The organism is Mesorhizobium sp. M6A.T.Ce.TU.002.03.1.1 (assembly GCF_003997275.1).
Classification (GTDB): Bacteria; Pseudomonadota; Alphaproteobacteria; order Rhizobiales; family Rhizobiaceae; genus Mesorhizobium; species Mesorhizobium mediterraneum.
In genome coordinates this window covers 1-22,746 of sequence record NZ_RZTI01000058.1, presented here as the reverse complement: position 1 = coordinate 22,746, position 22,746 = coordinate 1, and the positions used below count along the sequence as shown (strand labels likewise).

Here is a 22,746-nt window from a genome sequence, read left to right as displayed (position 1 = left end):
GTTTCGCCTGGCTGTCAGCGTTCTTCCCGGCGAAACGGTTTGAGCAACGCCGAAGGAGCGACGGCGTTGCGAGACATCACCGCCATGGCGACGATGGTGAAGATGAAGGGCAGCATCAGGAACGCCTCATAGGGGATATGGCCGAGTCCGCTCGCCTGCATGCGCAATTGCAAGGCATCGACGAAGGCGAACAGCAAGGCGGCCCCCGCCGAACGCCAGGGGTCCCAGCGGCCGAAGACGACGAGCGCGATCGCCACCCAGCCGCGCCCCGAGACGAGGCCGAAGGTGAAGGCGTTGAACTGCACCATCGACAGGAAGGCGCCGGCCAGCCCCATCAAGGCGCCGCCGAGGATCACCGCCTGGAAGCGCGTGGCGATGACGCCGACGCCGGCCGAATCGGCGGCACGCGGATTTTCGCCTACCATGCGCACCGACAGGCCCCATGGTGTCCGGTAGAGAACGAAGGCGGCCAGGGGAACCGCAAGGATCGCCATGTAGACCAGCGAAAACTGATTGAACACCGCCGGCCCGAGCACCGGGATGTCGGAGAGAACAGGGATCGGCAGCGTTTCGAAACTCTTGATGCTCGGCGGCACCGATTGCTGGCCGAAGATCAGCCGGTAGAGGAAATAGGCAAGCCCCGATGAGAACAGCGTGACACCGATGCCGCAGACATGCTGGCTGAGGCCGAGCGCCACCGTGAACAATGCATGCAGGGCACCCATCAGCGCACCGGTGACAACTGCCGCCAGCACGCCGAGCCACAGGCTGCCGCTGAGGTTGGTCGCGGTGAAGCCGGTCATCGCCGACAACAGCATGATGCCTTCGATGCCGAGATTGAGCACGCCGGCCCGCTCGGAGAACATCTCGCCCAGCGTCGCAAAAGCCAAAGGCGTGGCGATGCGGATGATCGCGGCGAGGAAGCCGACCTGAAAAATCTGTTCGAGCACCACGCTCATTTGGCTGTCCCCACGCGGCGGATGCGGTAGGCGGTGAACAGCAGCGCCACCAGCATGGCGAGCAGCGCGGTTCCCTGGATGACGTCGCTGAGGAAGGCCGGAACGCCGGTGGCCCGCGACATCGCTTCGGCCCCGGTCATGACGGCGGCGAGGAAGAGCGCCGCCGGCACCACGCCGAGCGGATTGAGCCTCGCCAGCATGGCGACGACGATGCCGGAATAGCCATAGCCCGGCGAGATGTCGCTCATCACCTGGAAATGCACGCCGCCGACCTCGCCGACGCCGGCAAGGCCGGCGAGCGCGCCCGACAGCAGCGCTGTCGAGATCAGCACGCGCTCGACATGGATACCGCCATAGCGCGCCGCTTCGGGGTTCTCGCCGATGATCCTGATCCTGAAGCCGAGCGTCGTGCGCATCACCAGGAACCAGATGACCGGCGCGGCAAGGAACGCCGCCACGACGCCGAGATGCAGCCGCGTGCCTTCGAGCAGCACCGGGAAATTCGCTGAATCCTCGATCGGCGGTGAGATCGGGTAGCCGCTGAAACTGTCTTTCCACGGGCCTTCGATCAGCGCCATCAGGGCGTAGAAGATGACCGAATTGAGCAGCAGTGAGCTGACCACGTCATCAACCCTGAATTTTACGCGCAGCGTCGCCGGCACCAAGGCGACCGCAGCGCCGGCTGCAGCACCCGCCACTGCCATGAGAAGTATGGCGAGCGGCCCCGGCATCGGAATGGCGCCGACCGCGCAGCTCGCCACCGCGCCGGCAAGCAACTGCCCCTCGGCGCCGATGTTCCAGAATTTGGCGCGGAAGGCGACGGCGACGGCAAGTCCGGTGAAGATCATCGGCGTTGCGCGCACCAGCGTTTCGGTGATCGCATAGCTGTCGCCGAGCGACGCCGAAAACATCACGCCATAGGCCTCGATCACGCCGGCGCCGGCCAGCGCGATCAGACCGCTGCATAGCACCAGCGCTGCCCCGATCGCCAGCAGCGGCAGAGCGAGATTGAACCAGGCGGGCGTGTTGGTGCGGGCTTCCAAGCGGAACATCAGCCGTGACCCTCCGCCCCGGTCATCATCAGGCCGAGCCGCGCGATGGTGGCGTCGGCGCTGGCGAGCGTGCCGACGATGCGTCCCTCGTACATTACCGCGATGCGGTCGCAGAGCATGAGCAGCTCTTCGAGATCCTCGCCGAGGACGATGATACCGCAGCCCTTGGCGCGCATGTCGAGGAACTTTTCGTGGATGAAGCGCGCCGCGCCGATGTCGAGACCGCGCGTCGGCTGCGACACGATCAGCACCTTTGGGTCGAAGGCGAGCTCGCGCGCCAGCAGCGCCTTTTGCAGATTGCCGCCGGACAGCGCTCCGGCCCGTGTCATCGGCCCGGGGCAGCGTATGTCATAGGCCTTGATCTGCGCCTCGGCGAAGGCGCGGATCGCGTCGGGCCTGAGCAGGCCGTTGCGGCTGAACGCGTCGGTGCCGATGCGCGGCAGCACCATCGAATCGGCGAGCGGCAGGTTGGTGACCAGCCCGGTCGTCATGCGGTCTTCCGGAATGCGCCCGAGACCGAGCGCCTGCACCTCGCGCGGCGAGAACCGCGAGACAATTTTGCCGGCTATGGTCATCCGGCCGGCATCGGGCGCACGAACGCCGGAGATCACCTCGGCCAGCGCCCGCTGGCCATTGCCCGAGACACCGGCAATGCCAAGGATCTCACCGGCACGCACAGCAAGCGACACGTCACGCAGCGCCATGCCGGAATGCCGCGACGTCGAGATATCGTCGAGCGTCAGCACCGCGGCACCCGGCGTCGATGGTCCCCTGGCCGGCGGAACGATCTCGTGGCCGCACATCAGCCGCGCCATCTCCGAGGACGTCGTGCTGGCAGGCGCGTCGACACGGCCGGCAACGCGGCCATGCCGCAGCACCACGCAGCGATGGGTCAGCGCCCTGACCTCGTTGAGCTTGTGCGAGATGAAGATGATGCCGAGGCCCTGGGCCGCCATCGACCGCAGTGCCGAAAACAGCCCGTCGACCTCTGTCGGCGCCAGCACCGCCGTCGGCTCGTCGAGGATCAGCAGCCTTGCGCCGCGAAACAGCGCCTTGACGATTTCGAGACGCTGCTGCTCGCCGACCGAGAGTGCCGAGACGGGAAGGTCCGGATCGAGCGTGAGCCCGTGCTGCCGGCCGATCTCCCCCAGCCGCGCCAGCCCGCCGGCGCGATCGATCCGGCCCGACTTTCCGGGAATGCCGATCAGCAGGTTTTCCAGCACCGAAAGCCGCGGCGCCAGATGGAAGTGCTGGTGCACCATGCCGATGCCGGCGGCAAGCGCATCGGCCGAACTGTTGATCGTCACCGGACGGCCCTGAACCAGGATCTCGCCGGCATCGGGCGCATAGGCGCCGAACAGCACGTTCATCAGCGTCGTCTTGCCGGCGCCGTTTTCACCCAGCAGCCCGAGAATTTCACCGGGTGCCACGCTCAGATCGACGGCTTCGTTTGCCTTGACGGCGCCGAAGCTCTTGGAGATGCCGCGCATTTCGATGAGTGGGGCGGGCCTCGGCACGGGTGCTCCTGATCGGAATTGGCTCTACGATTCAGCTTTGATCGACGGATGCGCCCCCCTCTGGCCTGCCGGCCATCTCCCCCTCAAGGGGGGAGATTGGATGTCACTTCGGCTTTCGCAAATCGTCAACGCTGAAGAAAAGGCGCTGTCGGCGAAGCTGCAAATCTCCCCCCTTGAGGGGGAGATGGCCGGCAGGCCAGAGGGGGGTGCGACAAGCGCCAGATCCCCAAAAAAGACAGCGCTCTAATCCGAAACCGGCGTGTTCTCGTCGACATCGACGCGGAAATTGCCGTCTAGGATTTCGGCCTTCCTCTTCTCGACCAGCTCCTTGACGTCAGCAGGCAGCGTCTTGTCGAACTTGTGGTAGGGCGCCAGAAAGGAGCCGCCCTTGGCCATGCGCGAGAAATCGCCGTAATCCTGCGCGGTGAAGACACCCGCCTTGACCAGCTTGATCGCGTGCTCGACCGTCGGATACATGTCCCAGACCGGGCCGGTGATCACCGTGTCCGGGCCGAGGCTCGACTGGTCGGACATGTTGGAGATGGCGAGGATTTTCCTCTCGACCGCCGCTTCGATGACGCCGAAGCGTTCGGCATAGATCACGTCGACGCCGGCGTCGATCTGGGCGATCGCCGCTTCCTTTGCCTTCGGCGGATCGAAGAAGGAGCCGATGAAAGCGACCTTCCTCTTGATATCAGGATTGACCTCCCTGGCACCGGCAAAGAAGGCGTTGACCAGCCGGTTCACTTCCGGAATGCCCATTGCCGCGACGGCGCCGATCGTGCCTGATTTCGACATCTTTCCGGCGATCAGGCCGGAGAGATAGGCCGGCTCGTGGATCCAGTTGTCGAAGACTGCGAAATTCGGCTCGGCCGGCCCGGCGCCGGAGCCGAACAGGAAGGCGACCTTCGGGAACTGCTTGGCGGTTCGGCGGGATTCGCGCTCGGCGGCGAAAGCATCGCCGAGAACCAGCTCATAGCCGCCTTGCGCATATTCGCGCATGACCCGGCTGAAATCGGCCGATTGCACCTTCTCCGACCATTTGTACTCGATGCCGAGTTCCTTCTCGGCCCTCTGCAGGGCGACATGGATCTGGTGGTCCCATGGCTCCTCGATCGGCGTGGCGAAGATCGCCGCCACCTTCAGCTTCTTGTCCTGCGCCAAGGCTTGGCCCGGCAGCATGGCTGCCGCCAGGCCGAGCGCGCCCAGTTCCAGCAAATTGCGTCGCGAAAGTCCTTCGCGTTTCGATTGGATTTTGCTCTTCCCATTTTCCATTGCATGCCCCTCTGATTGACGCCGTGTCGAGCCGGCTGTTTCTTTGAATTATCAGCGAGGGAACTATGGAACGGCGTCCGACCTTTGTCCACATGGTCAAATTTGCCGGGAAGCTGCAGCCGGCCGCCCGTCATGGCAAGCCGCGGCCGGCGCCTGATCTTGTTTTATAGCCCCTCCAGCGCCACGGCGATGCCTTGGCCGACGCCGATGCACATGGTGGCGAGCGCATAGCGCCCGCCGCGTTCGCGAAGTTCGAGCGCCGCAGTGCCTGATATGCGCGCACCCGACATGCCGAGCGGGTGGCCGAGCGCGATGGCGCCGCCATTCGGGTTGACGTGCTCCGCGTCCTCGGCAACGCCGAGTTGGCGAAGCACGGCGATGCCTTGGGAGGCAAAGGCTTCATTGAGCTCGATGACGTCGAAGTCTGTCGGCTTCAGACCAAGCCGCGCACACAGTTTCTGCGTCGCCGGCACCGGGCCGATGCCCATGATGCGCGGCGCCACGCCGGCGGCCGCACCGCCGAGGATGCGGGCGATCGGCGTCAGGCCATATTTCTTCACGGCCGCTTCCGAGGCGACGATCAGCGCCGCGGCGCCGTCATTGACGCCCGACGCGTTGCCGGCGGTGACCGTGCCGCCTTGCCGGAACGGCGTCGGCAATTTCGCCAGCGCCTCGATCGTCGTGCCCGCGCGCGGGTGTTCATCCTTGCTGACAACCACCGGATCGCCCTTGCGCTGCGGAATCGTTACGGGCGTGATCTCCTTCGCCAGCCGGCCGCTGGCTTGTGCGGCGACCGCCTTGTCCTGACTGCGCACGGCAAAGGCATCCTGGTCCGCGCGAGAGATGGCATACTCTTCTGCGACATTCTCGCCGGTCTCCGGCATCGAATCGATGCCGTACTGCTGCTTCATCAGCGGATTGACGAAACGCCAGCCGATGGTGGTGTCGTAGATCTCGGCATTGCGCGAAAACGCGGTCTCCGCCTTGGGCATGACGAAGGGCGCGCGGCTCATCGATTCAACGCCGCCCGCTATCATCAGCTCTGCCTCGCCTGATTTGATGGCGCGCGCGGCGATGATCACGGCGTCCATACCCGAACCGCAGAGGCGATTGACGGTCGAGCCGGAAATCTCCTTGGGCAGTCCGGCGAGCAGCAGCGCCATGCGCGCCACATTGCGGTTGTCCTCGCCAGCCTGGTTGGCGCAGCCATACATGACGTCATCGATATCAGCCCAGTCGATGCTGGGATTGCGCTCGACCAGCGCCCTCAGGGGTATCGCGCCAAGATCGTCGGCGCGGACCGATGCCAACTGCCCACCAAAGCGCCCGATCGGCGTGCGGATGTAGTCGCAGATGTAGGCTTCGGCCATCTATGCAGCTTTCTCTTTTGCGTTTCCCTGGTGCGGACTCACTTGCCGATCCTCAATGCTTGATGCGATCGCGCATGGCGTACCAAAGCATGCCGAGCACATACAGCGGACCGCGCAGGGCGGTGCCGCCGGGAAACGGCATTGGCCTCAGTGTCGAAAACAGGTCGAGCCCCGACGTATCGCCGGTGATCGCCTCGGCGAGCAGCTTTCCCGACAGCGTCGACAGGATCACGCCCTTGCCGGAATAGCCATGCGCGAAATAGACCTCGCCATAGTGGCCGACATCAGGCAGGCGCGATGTCGTCACCGAGACGAGCCCGCCCCAGGCATGGTCGATGCGGCGACCGCGCAATTGCGGAAAAGTGTTTTCCATATGCGGCCGCACGAAGCCAGCAATGTCGGCTGGCGGCGACGGCGTGTAGCGCTCGCCGCCACCGAACAGCAGGCGGCCATCCGCCGACAGCCGGTAGTAGTTGACCACGAAGCGCGTGTCGGAAACGGCCACATTGCTTGGGATGACGTCGCTCGTGTCGTCCAGCGGCTCGGTCGCGATGATGTAGTTGCCGACCGGCATGATGCGGCTGTTGACGCGCGGCTCGAGCCCCTGGAGCAGGGCGTCGCCAGCCAGCACGACATGCCTAGCCCGGACCGAGCCCTTGGCCGTCGAAACCCGGATGGAAGGTTGCCGCTCCAGCCGCAGCGCCACCGAATTTTCGTGGATGGTGACGCCCGCCGCTGCCGCCGCGCGGGCAAGACCCAGCGTATAGTTCAGCGAATGCATATGGCCGCCGAGCTTCTCGTACATCGCGCCGTGATAGGGCGTGTTTACCATTCCGCGCGCCTGCGCTGCCGACAGCATCTCGATGTCATGAAAATTCATCACGGTGGCAAGGCACTCGGCCTCTTCTTCGAGGTCGCGCAGGTCGGAGCTATTGACCGCACCGGCGAGGTGGCCGGTCAGCCGGAGGTCGCAATCGATGGCGTGGCGCTCGATCAGGTCGAGCACCAGCCCGCGCGCCTCGAAGGCGAGGTCGAACAGCGCCCGCGCCCGTTCGGGCCCATAAAGCTTGACCAGACCCTTGGCGCCCTTGCGCAGGCCGGGGATGATCTGGCCGCCATTGCGCCCGGACGCTCCCCATCCGATCTTGCCGCCTTCCAAGAGCACGACCTTCAGCCCGCGCTCGGCGGCATGAAGAGCCGCGGACAGGCCGGTGCAGCCGCCGCCGACCACCACCAGATCGGCGTCAACGTCGCCTTGCAGCGCCGGATGATCGGGCGCCGGATTGGCCGTCGCGACGTAGTAGGACTTGCCGATATCCAGGCCGGAATTGAAGCCCATCATCACACCTTGAGCAGCAGATGATCGCGTTCCCAGCTCGTGACGACGCTTTGGAACAGGTCGAGCTCGACGCTCTTGACGCGCAGATAGGTCTGGAAGAAATCCTCGCCGAGCAACTCCCGGACCGGACTGCACGCGGCGAAACGGTCGAGCGCCTCCTCCATGGTTTTCGGCAGCGTGCTCTTGCTGCGATATGCGTTGCCCGATGCCTCGGGCGAGCGCGAGAGCTTTTCCTCGACGCCGAGATAGCCGCAGAGCAGAGAGCCGGCCATCGCCAGATAGGGATTGGAATCGGCGCCGGGCAGCCGGTTTTCCACCCGCCGCGCGGCGCGCCCGCCGGCCGGCACGCGCAGGCCGCAGGAGCGGTTGTCATGCGACCACTCGATGTTGGCCGGCGCGCTGTGGTTCGGCCGGATGCGGCGGAACGAGTTCACGTTCGGCGCAAACAGCGGCATCACCTCGGGAATGTACTTCTGCAGGCCGCCGATGAAATGCCCGAACATCTCGGTGTCGGCATCGTCACGCCCGGCAAACAGCGTGTTCCCGGCCTCGTCGATGACCGACATGTGGAGATGCATGGAGCTGCCGGCTTGTGCTGCGATCGGCTTGGCCATGAAGGTTGCGTGCATGCCGTATTCCTGCGCGGCCTGGCGCGTCATTCGCTTGAACAGCAGCACCTTGTCGGCCAGCGGCAGCGCGTCGCCATGCAGGAAATTGATCTCGAGCTGCGCCGTGCCCGACTCATGGATCAACGTGTCGAGCGGCAGCCCGGCCTTTGCCGCGTAGTCGTAGAGCCGCTGGATCACCGGCTCGAACTCCTCCAGCGCCGCCATGTCATAGGGATGCTGCACGGTTTCGGAGCGGCCATTGCGCCCGACCGGAGCTGTCAGCGGCCGATCGGGATCGGGATTGGGAGCGGTCAGGTAGAATTCGAGCTCCGGCGCCACCACCGCCCGCCATCCGCGCTGGCGATAGAGATCAAGCACGGCCCTTAGGACATGACGCGGCGAGGCCATCCACGGCCGATCGTCCATGTGAAACGCATCGGCAAAGACATAGGCCCTGCCTGCTCCGGCGCCGGGCGCAAGGCAGAGCGTCGCGACATCCGGCACCATCCGCATATCGGGGTCCTGATAGCCAAAACCCTCGTCGTTGGAACCGGAATAGCGGCCGTCGATGCAGACCAGGAAGGCGCTGCTCGGCAGGTAGAGCGCGCGATCCTCGAGCGACTTCAGGAACTTGGCCGTCGGCAAGGTCTTGCCGCGCAACACGCCGTTCACGTCCGGCACCAGGCACTCGACTTCCCTGATCCCCTGCTGCTCCAGCCATCCTTTCGGATCGTCCATTGGGGTCATTTCAGGTGCATCCGTTGTTGTGGTCTTGAGCATCAGGTCACGTCCTTGCGAGGGCGAGAATGGCTTCGGCGGCGGCGTCCGTTCCCGGCGCCCGTGCCATGGTGGCCGCATTCTCCTTGAGACGAAAGCGCATTTCGCCGTCGGCCATTAGGCCAAGGATGGCGTTTTCCAGTTCATCGTCGCTCCAGCCATCGCGGCTGAGGTGACGGCCGACGCCGGTTTCCTCGGCACGTTGCGCATTGTCGTGCCCGTCCCAGCAATAGGGCATGATCAGCGACGGCACGCCGAAACGCAGAGCTTCGCAAAAGCTGTTGTTGCCGCCGTGATGGATGAAGAGGTCGGATTTCGCAACGACCGATGGCTGCGGAAACCAGGCATCGAGATAGACATTGTCCGGAACCGCGCGATAGGTGTCACGCAGACCGCCGACATTGACGATGAAGCGAGCCGGAAGCCGGTCGAACACGGCGAGCATGCGCTCGATCAGGCCGACATCCATGGCGCCCAGGCTGCCGAAGCTGAGATAGACCAGCGGCCCGTCATTGCGCGGAAAGACCGGCACGTCGAACGGCCCTTCCGAACGGACACAGCCTTCGAGATAGACGAAGCGGGCCGGGTCGAGCGGCTCTGCCCGCTCCCTGCGCACGATCGTCGGCGTCAGCAGCAAATTGAGGTCGGGCGAAGCTTCGAGAAAAAGACCCTTCGGCAAGGACGCAAGACCGGCATCCGCCCGAAGCCGGTTGAAGCGGTCGTGGGCCGGGGCGACCGCTGCCAGGTAACGCGCCTCGAAGGCTGCGCGGCTCGGGTCGTCGGCGGCGAGACCGGAAAGATAAGGCGGTACATCGGGGTCGGGCAACTCGGTCTCGGCGCAGGAGACGACGCGCACCCATGGGCAGCCGGCGGAAGCCAGCGCCGGAAACATGATGACATTGTCGAGCACGACCGCGTCCGGCTTCAGCCGCGCCAGCAATTGGCGCAGCGGCGCCTCGGCATTGACGGCGGTGTCGACAATCGCTTCCCAGGTCGGGGCGACGTAGGTCTCGAGCTGGTCGATCGGGCTCAGCCTGAAATGCGGCAGATGCCGGCGCACGAAAGCCTGCCAATAGCTCTGGCGTTCGCTGTCGGTCAGCGGCTCGTCGGTCGGCAACTGGTATTCCTGAAAACCATAGTCGGCAAACACGCCGGAGAAGCCGGCATGGCAGATGAACACCGGCCGGGCGCCACGAGCGCGCAAGGCCTGCGCGATGCCGACGCAATTGAGCGCCGCGCCAAAGCTCGCTTCGGGAAACAGCGCGATGGTCGGGCTGGCTTTGCGCGTCACTATGGTCCTCGTCAAGCCGGCCGGCTGATCATGCCGAACAATGCGGGGGCCCCGCGACTGGCCGCCTGCGGCCGCTGGCTGCGGGAAAGCCGCAAGTGGACGCGAAGCAGGTCGGCCGCAACCTCATACTGCCGGCTTTCCAATTGGTCGAGTATGGTCAGGTGCTCGCGCAGCGACTGCTTCAGCCGGAAGACGTTGACGCCGGCATAGGTCCCTGGCAGCCGGCGCAGCCTGAGATGGTCGGACAGCGCGTCGGTGACGAACCGGTTGGCGGCGCCATCGGCGATTAGGCCGTGAAAGTCGATGTCCAGGCGCTGGAACTCTTTGGTGTCGAATGCGGCATCGGGCAGCGACAGCAGTGCTTCCATGCCCTGGCGCAATGCCGCCGCGCGGGTCCCGTCCAGCCGGAAGCCAGGCGCCAGAATGGCGGCAGGTTCGAGCAGCAGGCGGAACTCGTAGCTTTCCCCTTGTGCCTCCGGATCATCGGGCGCCCGCCTGAACAGCCAGGACTGACCCGGCGCGCGGTCCAGAAGATTTTCATCTGTCAGTTTCTTTAACGCTTTTAGTACCGTCTTCCGCTCGGCATCATACCGCCGCATCAGCGCGCCGATGGTCACCGTCTGATCCAGCCGGCGCGCCGACCGATCACGCAGGATCATCTCCGCGAGCTCGTCCTCCTCGGTAACAGGCAGATCGGTGGCAAGAGTCGCCTGGCTGGTTAGGTCCACCGCAAGGCGGTAGCCCGATTCAGCCTCCCAGCGCACGACGCCTTTTTCGGTGAGCAGGCGCAATGCGGCCCGCACCGGAGTCCGCGAAACGTTGCAGAGAGACGCGATCTGCTGTTCCGGAAGATGAGCACCGGCTTCGAAGCCGCGTTGCCGGGCCACATCCAGGATGCGCTGAGCGAGATCGAGATGGTTGGTGCGCGGTCGTCTGGCAGCGGCTTGCATGGCGATTTCTCATGAACGGACTTGACCGCTGCGGCTTGACCGATCGCCCTTGCAGACACAATCGGCCAGGTTTCGCAGCGATTTTCCAAATTATGGATTGACGTACTTTTTTCTGCAAGAGTACTGTAAGGTCAATCGGCAACAAAAAGACCGGGGAACAGGATCGAAGCGGCGGCATGGTCGCAAGCGCTGGTCCGACGATTGATTGAATTCGACGATCAACCAGAATGGGAGTCTGTAATGACCGCCTCAACCCGCCTGCGCCATCCGTTAAAGATATCTTCGATTGCGCTTGGTCTCGCCCTGACGCTGTCGGCGCCGGCTTCTGCCGCCGACCTCGTCATTTCCAACTGGGATGGCTACATGGCGCCGGATGCCATGGCCGCCTTCAAGGCCGCGACCGGCGTTTCCGGTGAGGTCGTCGTCCACGCCACCAATGAGGAGATCATGGGCAAGCTCGTCGCTTCGGGCGGCAAGGGCTATGACGTGGTCTTCGTCTCCTCGCCCTTCGCCGAAGTGCTGAACAAGCTCGGTCTGATCGAGACGATCGACCACGCCAAGATCCCCAACCTCGCCAATCTTTATCCCGAGGCGGCGAAGCTGCCGCACGATGCCGGCAACAATTTCTCCGTGCCTTACACCTGGGGCACCACCGGCCTCTGCTACCGCTCGGATCTGGTAAAGACCGAGCCGGTCAGCTGGAACGATCTTCTCGCCCCATCAGATGCACTCAAGGGCAAGACCACCATGCTGGCGACCGACCGCTGGCTGCTTGCCGCCGGGCAGCTCGCCAAAGGCTATTCTGTCAACGAGACCGATCCGGCCAAGCTCGCCGAGGTCAAAGACCTGCTGATCTCGGCCAAGAAGACCTTGCTCGCCTATGACGACACCACCTTCTATTCAAAGCTGGTCTCGGGCGAGGCGCTGATGGTGCAGGCATGGGATGGCTGGTGCAATTATGGCATCGCCGAGAAGCCTGAGATCAAATACGTCATCCCCAAAGAGGGTTCGGACCTGTGGGTCGACACGATGGTGGTGATGAAGGCCTCGGCCAACAAGGACGCCGCCTTCCAGTTCATCAACTTCATGCTGGACGCCAAGAACCACGCCTGGGCGGCCCAGAACATCGACTACAAGGTGCCGAACAAGCCGGCTATGGAAAGCCTGCCGGCCGATTTCCTCGCCAAGTTTCCCAATATGGGCATGCCGGTGGCCGAGCTCGTCAAGTTCGAGCAGTTGCGTGACGTCGGCGACGCCCAGCGCGACTATTCAAAGATCGTCAGCGAGATCAAGGCCGCGCAGTAACTGCCTGCCATTTCGGTTACTGGAAGCAAGCTTGCGTTCCTTCGCGCCCCCCTCTGGCCTGCCGGCCATCTCCCCCTCAAGGGGGGAGATTGGCTGTGGCGTCGCTTTCGCCAATCTTCAATATTTGAAGGTAAGCGAGAGGTTGGAACTGCTAATCTCCCCCCTTGAGGGGGAGATGGCCGGCAGGCCAGAGGGGGGTGCGACTTGACGCAACCTTCCCGCTCCTCGTTGCTGATGGCGCCGGCGCTGGCCTGGCTCACCGCCTTGATGGTGGTGCCATGCGCGCTGGTGCTGGCGCTCGCCTTCTTCCGGCGCGGCATCTATGGCGGCATCGAATACACCTTCACGCTGGAGAATTTCGGGCTGGTGTTCGACCCGCTCTATGCCGGCATCTTCCTCAATTCGGCACGCATCGCCGGCACGGCAACGCTGATCGCGGTGGTGATCGGCTATGCCGCCGCCTATGCGATCGCGGCAGCACCCCGCCGGTGGCAGCCGGTGTTCCTGTTCTTCGCCGTGCTGCCGTTCTGGTCGAACTACCTGATCCGCACCTATGCCTGGATCGTGCTGCTCAACCGCGAAGGTCTGATCACGCAGCTCTTGCGCTGGTTCGGCTACACCGGCGAGCCGCCGTCGATGCTTTATGCCGAAGGCGCCGTCATCGCCGGACTGGTCTACAATTACCTGCCCTTCGTCATCCTGGCCTGCTACGCGCCGCTGTCGCGGCTCAATCCGGAGCTCGCCGAAGCATCGCGCGATCTCGGCGCTTCGGCCATGACAACATTTCGCCGGGTCATACTGCCGCTGACCGTGCCTGGCATTGCCGCCGGGGCGGTCTTCGTCTTCGTGCTGTCGATCGGCAATTTCGTCACGCCGGCGCTGCTCGGCGGCGGCCGCTTCCAGATGATCGGCAATCTCGTCTACGACCAGTTCCTGACCGCCAATGACTGGCCCTTCGGCGCGGCGCTGGCGATGGCGCTGATCGCTATAATGCTGCTGGTGCTGACCGCGCAGGCTTTGGCCGCAGATCGCGCCGCTGGCCGTATCGCCGAAGCGAAAGGAGGCGCGGATGGCTGAACGCTCCCCTGCCACGCGTCGCACGCTCTGGCTCGTGCTTTCGTTCGTCTTCGCCTTTCTCTACATCCCGATCGCCGTGCTGGTGGCGCTGTCCTTCAACCAAGGCGGGCTGCCGACCGTCTGGTCGGGCTTTTCGCTGAAATGGTATGCCTCGCTCGCCGGAAACGCCGCGATCCTTTCCGCCGCCCTTAACACGCTGATCGTGGCGCTTGTCTCGACGGCAATCGCCACGCTGCTCGGCACGCTGCTGGCCATCGGCGTCGAAATGCGCCGGCAGTATGGAAGAGGCCTCGAGGCGCTGATCTTTGCGCCGATGATCATTCCCGACATCGTGCTGGCGATCGCGCTGCTCAGCTTCTTCTCCATGCTCGATTTCACCCTGGGCCTGCACACCATCATCCTCGCCCATGTCGTGTTCAACCTCGCCTTCGTCTGCTCGGTGGTGCGCGCCCGGCTGAAAAGCTTCGACTGGTCGATCGTCGAGGCGTCCGCCGATCTCGGCGCTTCCGCGCTCACCACCTTCAGGCGGGTGACATTGCCGGTCATCCTGCCGGCGGTGGTCGCCGGCGCGCTGCTCGCCTTCACCCTGTCGGTCGACGAGTTCATCATCGCTTTCTTCACCGCCGGCGCCGGCCGCGCCTCGACCACGCTGCCGATGCAGATCTATTCGATGATCCGCTTCGGCATCACGCCGGAGATCAATGCATTGGCAACTATCGTCATGGCGGTCTCGATCACCGCGTTGACCCTGTCGCAGCGGCTCAACCGCGGGGTCATCGGCCAATGAACGAGCCCCGCACGCTGCTGGCGATCGACAAGGTGTCGAAGAATTTCGGCCGGGTGACCGCCGTCGACGGCATTTCGCTCGATATCCGCGAGAACGAGTTCTTCGCCCTGCTTGGACCTTCAGGCTGCGGCAAGACCACGCTGCTGCGCATGCTGGCCGGCTTTGAGACGCCCAATGACGGCCGCATCCTGCTCGACGGCCGCGACATCGCCAGGACGCCGCCCAACAAGCGGCCGGTCAATCTGATGTTCCAGTCCTATGCGCTGTTTCCGCATATGAGCGTCAGGGCCAATGTTTCCTACGGCCTCGAAATGGAACGTTTGCCGGCAAAAGAAATCCGCTCCCGCGTCGACGCCATCCTGGCAACGACCGAGCTCGTCGCCTTCGCCGACCGCAAGCCGGAGCAATTGTCGGGCGGGCAGAAGCAGCGCGTCGCGCTTGCCCGGGCGCTGGTCAAGCGACCACGGCTGCTGCTGCTTGACGAGCCGCTCGGCGCGCTCGACAAGAAATTGCGTGGCGCCATGCAGCTGGAGCTGAAGCGCCTCCAGCACGAGGTCGGCATCACCTTCGTCATCGTCACCCATGACCAGGAAGAATCGCTTGTCATGGCTGACCGCATGGCGGTGCTGAGGGACGGCAAGCTGCTGCAATGCGACACGCCGCACGCGGTATACGAGTATCCGGCGGACCGCTTCGTCGCCGACTTCATCGGCGTGATGAATTTCGTGCCGGGCAAGGCCACCGGCGACGGCGTGCTGGCGGCCAACGGCGCGCGGATATCAGGCAATGTTCCCGCAACACTTTCGCCCGGCGCTGCGGCAGTCGCTTCAGTGCGGCCCGAACGCATCCGGCTGTTCCCGTCGCCAGAAACGGCCAACCGTGTTGCTGGCATCGTCGAGGCGCTGGCCTATCAGGGTCTCGACCTGCAGCTGCATGTCCGCACCGCCCTGTCGCCAAAGCCGTTCCTGGTGCGCGTCACCGCCGACGCCGCCGACCGACGCCCAGTTGCGTCAGGCGATGCGGTCGAGCTCGGCTGGGATGCCGCCGACGTCAGAATTTTCGCAGATTGATTGGAAGGAGAAGCTTTCATGGCGCAGAAGACGATCGCGTTTTTTCCGGAAGCGGCCTATGGCCCGGCGCTCAATTCCGTCGGCATCGCCCAGGCAGTCGAGGCGCGCGGCCATAGAGCGGTGTTCCTGTCGGATCCCGGCTTTATCGACGTCTACAAGGGCTACGGCTTCGAAGCCCATCCGGTGAACCTTTCCGAGCCGATGCCGCCCGAACAGATGGCCAAGTTCTGGGAAGACTTCATCAACGGCCATATCCCGAACTTCCGCAAGTCGCCCTACGACCAGGTCGACAACTACGTGAAGGATTGCTGGACGGCGATCGTCGACAGCGCCAAATGGGCTGAGAAGGACCTGCCCGGTGTGCTTGCGACGATCAAGCCCGACGTCATCTGCGTCGACAACGTCATCCTGTTCCCGGCGATCAAGCAGTATGGCAAGCCGTGGGTGCGCGTCATCTCATGCTCGGAGAACGAGATCGAGGACGAGGACATCCCGCCGCATCTGTCCGGCTGCGGCGAGAACGACCACGCCTGCCATCAGCGCTACCGCGACCATTTCAACGCGGTCATCAAGCCGATCCATGACGACTTCAACGCGTTCCTCACTGCCAACAACGAAGCGCCTTATCCGATCGGCCAGTTCTTCGAGGCCTCGCCCTACCTCAATCTGCTGCTCTATCCCGAGGCGGCAAAGTTCAGGCGCCGCCATCCGCTCGACCCGGCAAAATTCCAGTATCTGGAAGGCTGCGTGCGGCAGGAGAAACCCTACACGGTGCCGACTTTTACGAAGAATAACGACGGGCCGCTGCTCTACGTTTCCTTCGGCAGCCTTGGCGCCGGTGATGTCGACCTACTGAAGCGCATTATCGCGACGCTAGGCAAGACGCGCTACCGGGCGCTGGTCAATGTCGGCGGCTACAAGGACCAGTACGCGCAAGTGCCCGAAAACGTCATCGTCGAGAGCTGGTTTCCACAGCCCTCGGTCATCCCGCAGGTCGATGCGGTGATCCACCATGGCGGCAACAACTCATTCACCGAGTGCCTCTATTTCGGCAAGCCGGCGATCATCATGCCTTATGTCTGGGACGGCCACGACAACGCTACACGGGTCGAGGAAACCGGCCACGGCTTCGGCATGCCGCGCTATGATTGGAGCGACGCCGCGCTGATCGCCAAGATCGAAGCCTGCCTGACCGACACGGCAATCAAAGCCAAGCTGACGAAAACGTCGGCGCAGATGCAGTCGCAGAACGGCCCGGAGAAAGCGGCCGGGCTGCTGGAGAAATTGCTGTGAGCGCGATGTTCGACATGCCGAGCCAAGGCACCCCCCTCTGGCCTGCCGGCCATCTCCCCCTCAAGGGGGGAGATTGGATGTCACCTCGGCTTTCGCCAATCACCAACATCGCAGGAGTGAACAGGGCGCCGAAGCTGCTAATCTCCCCCCTTGAGGGGGAGATGTCCGGCAGGACAGAGGGGGGCGCCGTAGAGCGAAGCCATCTCGAAAATGAGCGTCGAACCGGAGCACCCGCATGACCTCCTCCGCGCCGCATCTCCACCAGGCCTCGACCCGCACCGACCTTGTCGACTGGGGCGCCCAGCCCGACGCGCTGGAAGGCGCGTCCCACTCCACCGGCAGGCTCGCCCACAAGGGACCGAACAACCAGCCGGAATCCGGCATTTGGGTCTGCACGCCCGGCCGCTGGCGTCTGGCGATTCCGCGCGACGAATTGTGCCATTTCGTTGCCGGCCGCGCGACCTACAGATCGGACGACGGCGAGGTGATAGAAATCTCCGCCGCCACGCTTGTCATGTTCCCGGCCGGTTGGACCGGCGAATGCACCGTCCATGAGACCATCCGCAACGTCTACATGCTGGCCTGACTCACGCCTGCCGCACTGGAGCTTCACGAAATGCCAACGCCAATCATGAAATCGCCGCTCGCCATCACCGACCTCGTCGACTGGGGCGTCATTCCCACCATGATCGAGGGCGAATCCCGCACCTCCGGCAAGCTGCTGCACAAGGGGCCGGACGGTCGCTCCGAATGCGGGCTGTGGGTCTGCACCCCGGGCAAATGGCACTGCCACGTCACCCGCGACGAGTTCTGCCACTTCCTCGAGGGCCGCTGCACCTATGTGCATGAATCCGGCGAGGTGATCGAGATCGAGCCGGACACGGCGGCATACTTTCCGCAGGACTGGAAAGGCGTCTGCACCGTCCATGAGACGATCAAGAAGGTCTACATGATCCGCTGAGCGGTTTGAAAGGAAGACCATGGAATTCTTCGCTGACCGGCCGGCTTTCTTCGTCAATCCGGATTACCGGCCGATGGCCGGCACAAGAAAACCGGTGATCGATCCGGCGACGCTCGAAACCGTGGGCGCCATCGCTGCCGCAGCCGATGGCGAGATCGACGCTGTGCTCACCGCGGCGACCAAGGCGCAAGCGGCTTGGAAGAAACTCGACGCCAAGAGCCGCGCCAAGCATCTGCATGCAGTCGCGAACGCCATCGAGGCGGCCGACTTCACGCGCTGCGCCGAGCTGATGGTGCGCGAGATGGGCAAGCCCTATCCGGAAGCGATCGGCGAGATCGCCAATTGCGCGCCGATCTTCCGCTATTACGCCGAAATGGCGCGTGACGATGCCGGCAAGATTGCCGGCACGACGCAGGCCGGTTCGTTCCAGTACGCGCGCTACGAGCCTTACGGCACCTCGGTGCACATCATGCCCTACAATTTCCCCATCCTGTTGATGTGCTGGACCGTCGCCGCTTCGCTCGCCGCCGGCAATGCCTGCGTGATCAAGCCGGCCGAAGCGACGACATTGTCGACGCTGGATTACATGGCCGTGTTCCGCTCCTTGCCGGAGGGCCTGGTTTCCTGCCTGCCGGGCGGGGCGGCCACCGCGCAGGCGCTGATCGCTTCGGACCGTACCCACGCGGTCGCCTTCACCGGCTCGGTCGCCGCCGGCAAGGCTGTCGCCGTCGCCTGCGCCGAACGCATGAAGCCGTGCGTTATCGAGGCGGGCGGCAGCGATCCGCTGATCATCAGCCAACACGCTCCGCTTGATATAGCGGCGGCCGGCAGCGTCACTGCCGCGTTCCATCTTACCGGCCAGGTCTGCACCTCGGCCGAACGGTTTTTCGTCGTTGATGCCGTTCACGACCGTTTTGTCGAGCTGTTTGCGCGGAAGACACGTGCGCTGCGCATCGGCAACGGCTTGGACAAGACCGAGATCGGGCCGCTGGTCAGCGAGGCGGCGCGGGCGAAAGTCATGCGTCTGGTCGACGATGCGATCCGCAGCGGCGCCAAGGCGGTCACCGGCGGGCGCATTCCGCCGGCGCACAATGTCGGCTGGTTCTACGAGCCGACGATCCTGACCGGCGTCACATCAGACATGGCGATCGTGCGCGAAGAGTGTTTCGGACCGGTCGCCGCGATCTGCCGGGTCAAGGATTTCGACGAGGCGATAAAGCTTGCCAATGACAGCCCATTCGGGCTCGGCGCCTCGGTCTTCACCACCGATCTTGCCGAAGCGCATGAGGCTGCGGAGCGGCTCGAGGCCGGCATGGTCTGGGTCAACAATCCGCTGATCGACAATGACGCGCTGCCTTTCGGCGGCTGGAAGGCGTCGGGCCTCGGCCGCGAACTTGGACGCCAGGGGCTCGATGCCTTCCGCCGCTCGAAGATGGTGATCATCGACCACAAGCCGGCGATCCAGGACTGGTGGTATCCTTATCCCGACAGTTGGTTCCGCGAAGCCGGCGGCCGCAAGCACGTATGAGGTACGAAGGCTGCGTCAGCCGATGCTCTCGCCGCCGTCGATCACCAAAGCCTGGCCGGTCATGAAGGACGAGCGATCGGAGACGAGGAACAGGATCGCTTCGGCTATTTCTTCCGCGCTGGCCCAGCGCTGCATGGGAATCTTGGTGCGGACATAGCGCTCGATCGCATCCCGCCCGCCCATCTGAGCGATGAACGGCTCGTTGAACGGCGTGTCGACCCAGCCCGGACAGAGCGCGTTGATGCGGACATTGTGCTGGGCATAGTCGAGCGACATCTGCCGGGTCATCGCCACCACGGCATGTTTTGAGGTTGCGTAGGCGATCATCTCGCGGTCATAGAACACACCCGAATTCGAGGCGGTGTTCACGATGACACCGCCGCCCTGTTCGATCATCGACGGCATGACGAGCCTGGCCGCGAGGAACTGCGCCCGTACGTTGATCCGCCAGGAGGCATCCATGCCGTCGACGCCGACTTCGGTCAGCGTGCCGCCGACCTGGACGCCGGCGTGGTTGTGCAGGATATCGATCCGACCATGTTTGCTCAGTGTGCCCGTGATGAGTCCCTCGACCGCCGCGTCGTCGCCGACATCGGTCGCGACCGCCTCGGCCCGTCCACCGGCGGCACGGATGTCGGAAGCCGTGGCTTCGCCGGCAGCCTGATCCCTGTCGGCGATCACCACCACCGCCCCTTCACTGGCCATGATCATGGCACCGGCGCGCCCGATGCCCGACCCGGCGCCGGTCACCACGGCGATGCGATCTTTCAGAATCATGATGCGACTTTCAGTTTGATGGTTTGCGTTGGCGCAATTGCCATTGGGCAAGCACCACAAGCAGCACCGAGGCGACGAGGACGATCGTCGCGACGGCGTTGATTTCGGGCGTCACGCCGCGCCGGATCGAGGCAAAGACATAGATCGGCAACGTGGTCTGTGCGCCGGCGACGAAGAAGGCGACGATGAAATCGTCGAAGGAGAAGGTGAAGGCGAGCAGGAAGCCGGCGATCACCGCCGGCATGATCTGCGGCAACACGATCGAGCGGAATGTCGTCAGCGGGGTGGCGTAGAGATCGCTCGAGGCCTCGACCAGATTTCGGTCGAGGCTTCCAAGGCGTGTGCCGACGATCATCGCCACCAGCGCCATCGAAAACAGGCCATGCGCGGCGATGATCGAGCCGTAGCCGAGCGCCAGGCGTGGCGGCTGGTCGTTCGGCCACAGCGACGCGAGAAATGGATTGACGACCCCAAACAGCTGGACGAGCGCGACCAGCGTCGAGATGCCGATGACGACGCCCGGAACGACGATCGCAGCACCCAAAAGCGCATCGAAAACGGCTCGTGTCCGCGCGCCGACGCGCGCTAGGCCAAGCGCCGCCGCCGTGCCGCACAGTGCTGCGAGCAAGGCGCTGGTGGTGGCGATGAACAGGCTGTTCTTCAGTGCCTCGACCAGAAACGGGTTCGACAGCGCCTTGCCGTACCATTGCACCGACAGGCCGGTGAGCTCGCTGGCGTGGCGGCCGGCATTGAAGGAGAACAGCACCACAAGCGCGATCGGCAGGTAGAGAAATGCGAAGACCGCGACGACGAAGGCGCGCATCAGATCAGGTCCACCCGGCGGGCACCCGAAAGCCGGGTCGAAATGCGGTTGGCGACAAGCAGCACCACCACCGAAACCAGAACCAACGTGATCGCGATTGCCGATCCGAACGGCCAGTTGCGTGATTGCAGGAACAGATCGACCAGCGCGTTGCCGATGAAGAAGACCTTGCCGCCACCGAGCAGCGTCGGGATCAGATATTCGCCGAGCAGCAGGATCATGACCAGCGAGAAGCCGGTCATCACACCTGGCAGCGACAGCCGCAGCGTCACGCCAAGGAATGTCGAGATCGGCGTCGCGCCGAGATCGGCGGAGGCTTCCAGCAGCCGGCGATCGAGCCGCTCGAGGCTGACATAGATCGGCAGGATCATCAGCGGCAGATAGCCATAGACGATGCCGAGCAGGACCGCGCCCGGCGTGTTTATCAGCCGCACGTCCTCAAACCCGACATAGGCCAGCAATGCCGGGATGCCGCGCCCGCCCAGAACATACATCCAGGCATAGGTTCGCATCAGCAGGCTGGTCCAGAACGGGATGACGACAAGCGCCAGCAGGATCAGCCGCCACCGCTCCGGCGCGCGCAAGGCGAGATAATAGGCGACCGGATAGGCGACGAGCAGACAGGCCAAGGCGCCCGCCGGCGCCAGCACCATCGTGTTCCAGAAGGCAGTCGCCCGTGCCGGAAGATTGGCATACTGCGCAAAGGTGAAAGCGGCCTGATAGCCGCCTTCAGGCGCCCGCTCGCCGACGCTGAAGACAACGATCGCGACGAACGGCAGGACCAGAAACACCACCAGCCACGCGGTTGCTGGACCGAGCAGCAGCGCGGTCAGCAGATTATGACGAAGGACATTGCTGCGCATTGAAAACCGCCCCGGTGCCGGCGGACATCTGCCCGCCGGGTGAGTTGCCTGCATCGGACCTATGGCCGGTTCAAGCCGACTTGAAGCGGGCCATCAGTTCGGCCCGGGCCGGATCGGTCAGCGTCGCAGCCGCACCGAATTCCAGCGGAGTCAATAGTTCGGCCGCCGGGTAGAGGATCGGATTGTCCAGCACCTCCTTAGGCAGCAGCGCATTGACCCGCGCGTCGGTGGAAGGCGCGCCGTTGGCCAGGTGCTCCTTGACCGCGACTTTCGGGTCCATCAGGTAGTTGAGCAGGGCATAGCCGGCGGGCTTGTTGGGCGCATCCTTTGGAATGGCATAGAAGTCGGTCCAGATCTCGCCGCCCTCCTTGCCAAGCACATAAGCGATCTCGGGAATGTCGCGGTGGAGCTGCGCCCCGTCATTGGTCCAGCACATCGTCATCCAGGCGTCGCCGGCACGCATCGACGGCTGATAATCGCTGGAAACCGCGAACAGATGCGGCTTGACCTTCAGCAGCAATTCTTCCGCCTTGGCGAGTTCGTCCGGCTTCAGCGAGTTGAACGAGAAACCGAAATATTTCAGCGCATTGCCGATCGTGGTGAGCTGGTAGTCATGGACCATGGTCCGGCCGTCGCCCTCCGCCATGGCCGTGTCCCAGAATTCCTTCCAGCTCGTTATCGGCTTGGTCAGCTTCTTGGTGTTGACGGCAAATCCGGTGGTGCCCCAATTCTTCGGCACAGCGTAGGTCGCGCCGTCGATCGTGCCTTCCCCAGTGAAGCGCGCGTCCTGCTGCGAGCCGTCGAAATTGGCAAGCTTGGCCATGTCGAGCGCTTCGATGATGTCGAGCTTCTTGTAGGTGGAGATCGTGTAGTTGGTCGGCACGAAAAGGCTCCAGCCCGAGGCGCCAGCCTGCAGCTTGGCCAGCATCTCCTCGTTTGACCCGAACACATTGACCTCGACAGCAACGCCGGTCTCCGCCTTGAAATTCTCGAACGTCGCCGGGTCATGATAATTGGGCCAGGTGGCGATCGACATGCGGTCGCCAAGACCCTCCTGGGCGAAGGCGGGCGAGGGCATGATGCCGAGTTCGCGGGCCATCACCGCCGTTGCCACGCCCAGACAG

21 protein-coding genes are annotated in these 22,746 nt (G+C 64.0%); 8 read left to right on the top strand and 13 right to left on the bottom strand.

What is annotated here, in order from left to right:
- Positions 1-14 precede the first annotated feature (14 nt).
- From EOC93_RS18105 to EOC93_RS18060, 9 genes are all read right to left on the bottom strand, one after another.
- Positions 15-959 carry an ABC transporter permease gene (locus EOC93_RS18105; RefSeq protein WP_127205293.1) on the bottom strand — a complete coding sequence of 315 codons (945 nt, stop codon included), beginning with the start codon at positions 957-959 and terminating at the stop codon, positions 15-17.
- Positions 956-2,011 (bottom strand): ABC transporter permease, encoded by a 1,056-nt coding sequence (locus EOC93_RS18100; RefSeq protein ID WP_095484975.1) that lies wholly within the window; start codon positions 2,009-2,011, stop codon positions 956-958. Before EOC93_RS18100 ends, EOC93_RS18105 begins: the two co-directional genes overlap by 4 nt.
- Complete coding sequence (locus tag EOC93_RS18095; protein WP_095484974.1) at positions 2,011-3,501, bottom strand: ABC transporter ATP-binding protein; 1,491 nt, start codon at positions 3,499-3,501, stop codon at positions 2,011-2,013. Before EOC93_RS18095 ends, EOC93_RS18100 begins: the two co-directional genes overlap by 1 nt.
- 270 nt (positions 3,502-3,771) lie before the next feature.
- Entirely contained in the window at positions 3,772-4,803 is a 1,032-nt protein-coding gene (locus EOC93_RS18085) for a BMP family protein (protein WP_095484973.1), read from the bottom strand.
- 164 nt (positions 4,804-4,967) lie between these two features.
- The gene (gene pcaF, locus EOC93_RS18080; protein WP_095484972.1) at positions 4,968-6,173 is read right to left on the bottom strand and encodes a 3-oxoadipyl-CoA thiolase; all 1,206 of its coding nucleotides are present in this window, start codon (positions 6,171-6,173) and stop codon (positions 4,968-4,970) included.
- Positions 6,174-6,225: 52 nt separating this feature from the next.
- Entirely contained in the window at positions 6,226-7,515 is a 1,290-nt protein-coding gene (locus tag EOC93_RS18075; RefSeq protein WP_095484971.1) for an FAD-binding oxidoreductase, read from the bottom strand.
- Positions 7,515-8,900 carry a glutamine synthetase family protein gene (locus tag EOC93_RS18070; protein ID WP_164759185.1) on the bottom strand — a complete coding sequence of 462 codons (1,386 nt, stop codon included), beginning with the start codon at positions 8,898-8,900 and terminating at the stop codon, positions 7,515-7,517. Before EOC93_RS18070 ends, EOC93_RS18075 begins: the two co-directional genes overlap by 1 nt.
- A 4-nt stretch (positions 8,901-8,904) precedes the next feature.
- Complete coding sequence (locus EOC93_RS18065) at positions 8,905-10,188, bottom strand: glycosyltransferase (RefSeq protein WP_095485126.1); 1,284 nt, start codon at positions 10,186-10,188, stop codon at positions 8,905-8,907.
- Between the two features lie 11 nt (positions 10,189-10,199).
- Positions 10,200-11,138, bottom strand: coding sequence for a GntR family transcriptional regulator (locus tag EOC93_RS18060; RefSeq protein WP_126104399.1), 939 nt, complete (start codon positions 11,136-11,138; stop codon positions 10,200-10,202).
- 240 nt (positions 11,139-11,378) lie between these two features.
- Here EOC93_RS18060 and EOC93_RS18055 point away from each other — a divergent pair, with 240 nt between their 5' ends.
- The 8 genes from EOC93_RS18055 to EOC93_RS18010 all read left to right on the top strand — a co-directional run bounded on the left by EOC93_RS18055 (position 11,379) and on the right by EOC93_RS18010 (position 19,159).
- Positions 11,379-12,443: a spermidine/putrescine ABC transporter substrate-binding protein gene (locus EOC93_RS18055; RefSeq protein WP_127205292.1), complete on the top strand. Its 1,065-nt coding sequence runs from the start codon at positions 11,379-11,381 to the stop codon at positions 12,441-12,443.
- A gap of 234 nt (positions 12,444-12,677) precedes the next feature.
- The gene (locus tag EOC93_RS18045) at positions 12,678-13,520 is read left to right on the top strand and encodes an ABC transporter permease (protein WP_127205301.1); all 843 of its coding nucleotides are present in this window, start codon (positions 12,678-12,680) and stop codon (positions 13,518-13,520) included.
- Positions 13,513-14,307, top strand: a complete 795-nt coding sequence (locus EOC93_RS18040) for an ABC transporter permease (RefSeq protein WP_127205290.1) — start codon at positions 13,513-13,515, stop codon at positions 14,305-14,307. Before EOC93_RS18045 ends, EOC93_RS18040 begins: the two co-directional genes overlap by 8 nt.
- A complete protein-coding gene (locus tag EOC93_RS18035; RefSeq protein ID WP_127205289.1) occupies positions 14,304-15,377 on the top strand; it encodes an ABC transporter ATP-binding protein in 1,074 nt (357 codons plus the stop codon). The genes EOC93_RS18040 and EOC93_RS18035 overlap by 4 nt, the downstream gene beginning before the upstream one ends.
- Before the next feature lie 18 nt (positions 15,378-15,395).
- Positions 15,396-16,670 carry a glycosyltransferase gene (locus EOC93_RS18030; RefSeq protein WP_127205288.1) on the top strand — a complete coding sequence of 425 codons (1,275 nt, stop codon included), beginning with the start codon at positions 15,396-15,398 and terminating at the stop codon, positions 16,668-16,670.
- Positions 16,671-16,905: 235 nt separating this feature from the next.
- Positions 16,906-17,256, top strand: a complete 351-nt coding sequence (locus EOC93_RS18020) for a cupin domain-containing protein (protein WP_095484964.1) — start codon at positions 16,906-16,908, stop codon at positions 17,254-17,256.
- Between the two features lie 30 nt (positions 17,257-17,286).
- Positions 17,287-17,631 carry a cupin domain-containing protein gene (locus EOC93_RS18015; protein ID WP_095484963.1) on the top strand — a complete coding sequence of 115 codons (345 nt, stop codon included), beginning with the start codon at positions 17,287-17,289 and terminating at the stop codon, positions 17,629-17,631.
- Between the two features lie 19 nt (positions 17,632-17,650).
- Positions 17,651-19,159 (top strand): aldehyde dehydrogenase family protein, encoded by a 1,509-nt coding sequence (locus EOC93_RS18010; RefSeq protein WP_127205287.1) that lies wholly within the window; start codon positions 17,651-17,653, stop codon positions 19,157-19,159.
- 15 nt (positions 19,160-19,174) lie between these two features.
- Here the strand turns inward: EOC93_RS18010 and EOC93_RS18005 are convergent, their stop codons facing one another.
- The 4 genes from EOC93_RS18005 to EOC93_RS17990 form a co-directional block, all read right to left on the bottom strand.
- Positions 19,175-19,936: a glucose 1-dehydrogenase gene (locus EOC93_RS18005; RefSeq protein ID WP_127205286.1), complete on the bottom strand. Its 762-nt coding sequence runs from the start codon at positions 19,934-19,936 to the stop codon at positions 19,175-19,177.
- Positions 19,937-19,946: 10 nt separating this feature from the next.
- A complete protein-coding gene (locus EOC93_RS18000; protein WP_127205285.1) occupies positions 19,947-20,759 on the bottom strand; it encodes an ABC transporter permease in 813 nt (270 codons plus the stop codon).
- The gene (locus EOC93_RS17995; RefSeq protein WP_127205284.1) at positions 20,759-21,622 is read right to left on the bottom strand and encodes an ABC transporter permease; all 864 of its coding nucleotides are present in this window, start codon (positions 21,620-21,622) and stop codon (positions 20,759-20,761) included. Before EOC93_RS17995 ends, EOC93_RS18000 begins: the two co-directional genes overlap by 1 nt.
- Before the next feature lie 70 nt (positions 21,623-21,692).
- Positions 21,693-22,746: spermidine/putrescine ABC transporter substrate-binding protein (locus tag EOC93_RS17990; protein ID WP_164759184.1), on the bottom strand; the 1,054-nt coding region annotated here is incomplete at its 5' end.

What these genes read in the sequence shown, in the direction of transcription:
- EOC93_RS18105 (WP_127205293.1), bottom strand. Translation starts at nt 959, where the DNA reads ATGAGCGTGGTGCTCGAACAGATTTTTCAGGTCGGCTTCCTCGCCGCG.
- EOC93_RS18100 (WP_095484975.1), bottom strand. Translation starts at nt 2,011, where the DNA reads ATGTTCCGCTTGGAAGCCCGCACCAACACGCCCGCCTGGTTCAATCTC.
- EOC93_RS18095 (WP_095484974.1), bottom strand. Translation starts at nt 3,501, where the DNA reads ATGCGCGGCATCTCCAAGAGCTTCGGCGCCGTCAAGGCAAACGAAGCC.
- EOC93_RS18085 (WP_095484973.1), bottom strand. Translation starts at nt 4,803, where the DNA reads ATGGAAAATGGGAAGAGCAAAATCCAATCGAAACGCGAAGGACTTTCG.
- pcaF (WP_095484972.1), bottom strand. Translation starts at nt 6,173, where the DNA reads ATGGCCGAAGCCTACATCTGCGACTACATCCGCACGCCGATCGGGCGC.
- EOC93_RS18075 (WP_095484971.1), bottom strand. Translation starts at nt 7,515, where the DNA reads ATGATGGGCTTCAATTCCGGCCTGGATATCGGCAAGTCCTACTACGTC.
- EOC93_RS18070 (WP_164759185.1), bottom strand. Translation starts at nt 8,900, where the DNA reads ATGCTCAAGACCACAACAACGGATGCACCTGAAATGACCCCAATGGAC.
- EOC93_RS18060 (WP_126104399.1), bottom strand. Translation starts at nt 11,138, where the DNA reads ATGCAAGCCGCTGCCAGACGACCGCGCACCAACCATCTCGATCTCGCT.
- EOC93_RS18055 (WP_127205292.1), top strand. Translation starts at nt 11,379, where the DNA reads ATGACCGCCTCAACCCGCCTGCGCCATCCGTTAAAGATATCTTCGATT.
- EOC93_RS18045 (WP_127205301.1), top strand. Translation starts at nt 12,678, where the DNA reads ATGGCGCCGGCGCTGGCCTGGCTCACCGCCTTGATGGTGGTGCCATGC.
- EOC93_RS18040 (WP_127205290.1), top strand. Translation starts at nt 13,513, where the DNA reads ATGGCTGAACGCTCCCCTGCCACGCGTCGCACGCTCTGGCTCGTGCTT.
- EOC93_RS18035 (WP_127205289.1), top strand. Translation starts at nt 14,304, where the DNA reads ATGAACGAGCCCCGCACGCTGCTGGCGATCGACAAGGTGTCGAAGAAT.
- EOC93_RS18030 (WP_127205288.1), top strand. Translation starts at nt 15,396, where the DNA reads ATGGCGCAGAAGACGATCGCGTTTTTTCCGGAAGCGGCCTATGGCCCG.
- EOC93_RS18020 (WP_095484964.1), top strand. Translation starts at nt 16,906, where the DNA reads ATGACCTCCTCCGCGCCGCATCTCCACCAGGCCTCGACCCGCACCGAC.
- EOC93_RS18015 (WP_095484963.1), top strand. Translation starts at nt 17,287, where the DNA reads ATGCCAACGCCAATCATGAAATCGCCGCTCGCCATCACCGACCTCGTC.
- EOC93_RS18010 (WP_127205287.1), top strand. Translation starts at nt 17,651, where the DNA reads ATGGAATTCTTCGCTGACCGGCCGGCTTTCTTCGTCAATCCGGATTAC.
- EOC93_RS18005 (WP_127205286.1), bottom strand. Translation starts at nt 19,936, where the DNA reads ATGATTCTGAAAGATCGCATCGCCGTGGTGACCGGCGCCGGGTCGGGC.
- EOC93_RS18000 (WP_127205285.1), bottom strand. Translation starts at nt 20,759, where the DNA reads ATGCGCGCCTTCGTCGTCGCGGTCTTCGCATTTCTCTACCTGCCGATC.
- EOC93_RS17995 (WP_127205284.1), bottom strand. Translation starts at nt 21,622, where the DNA reads ATGCGCAGCAATGTCCTTCGTCATAATCTGCTGACCGCGCTGCTGCTC.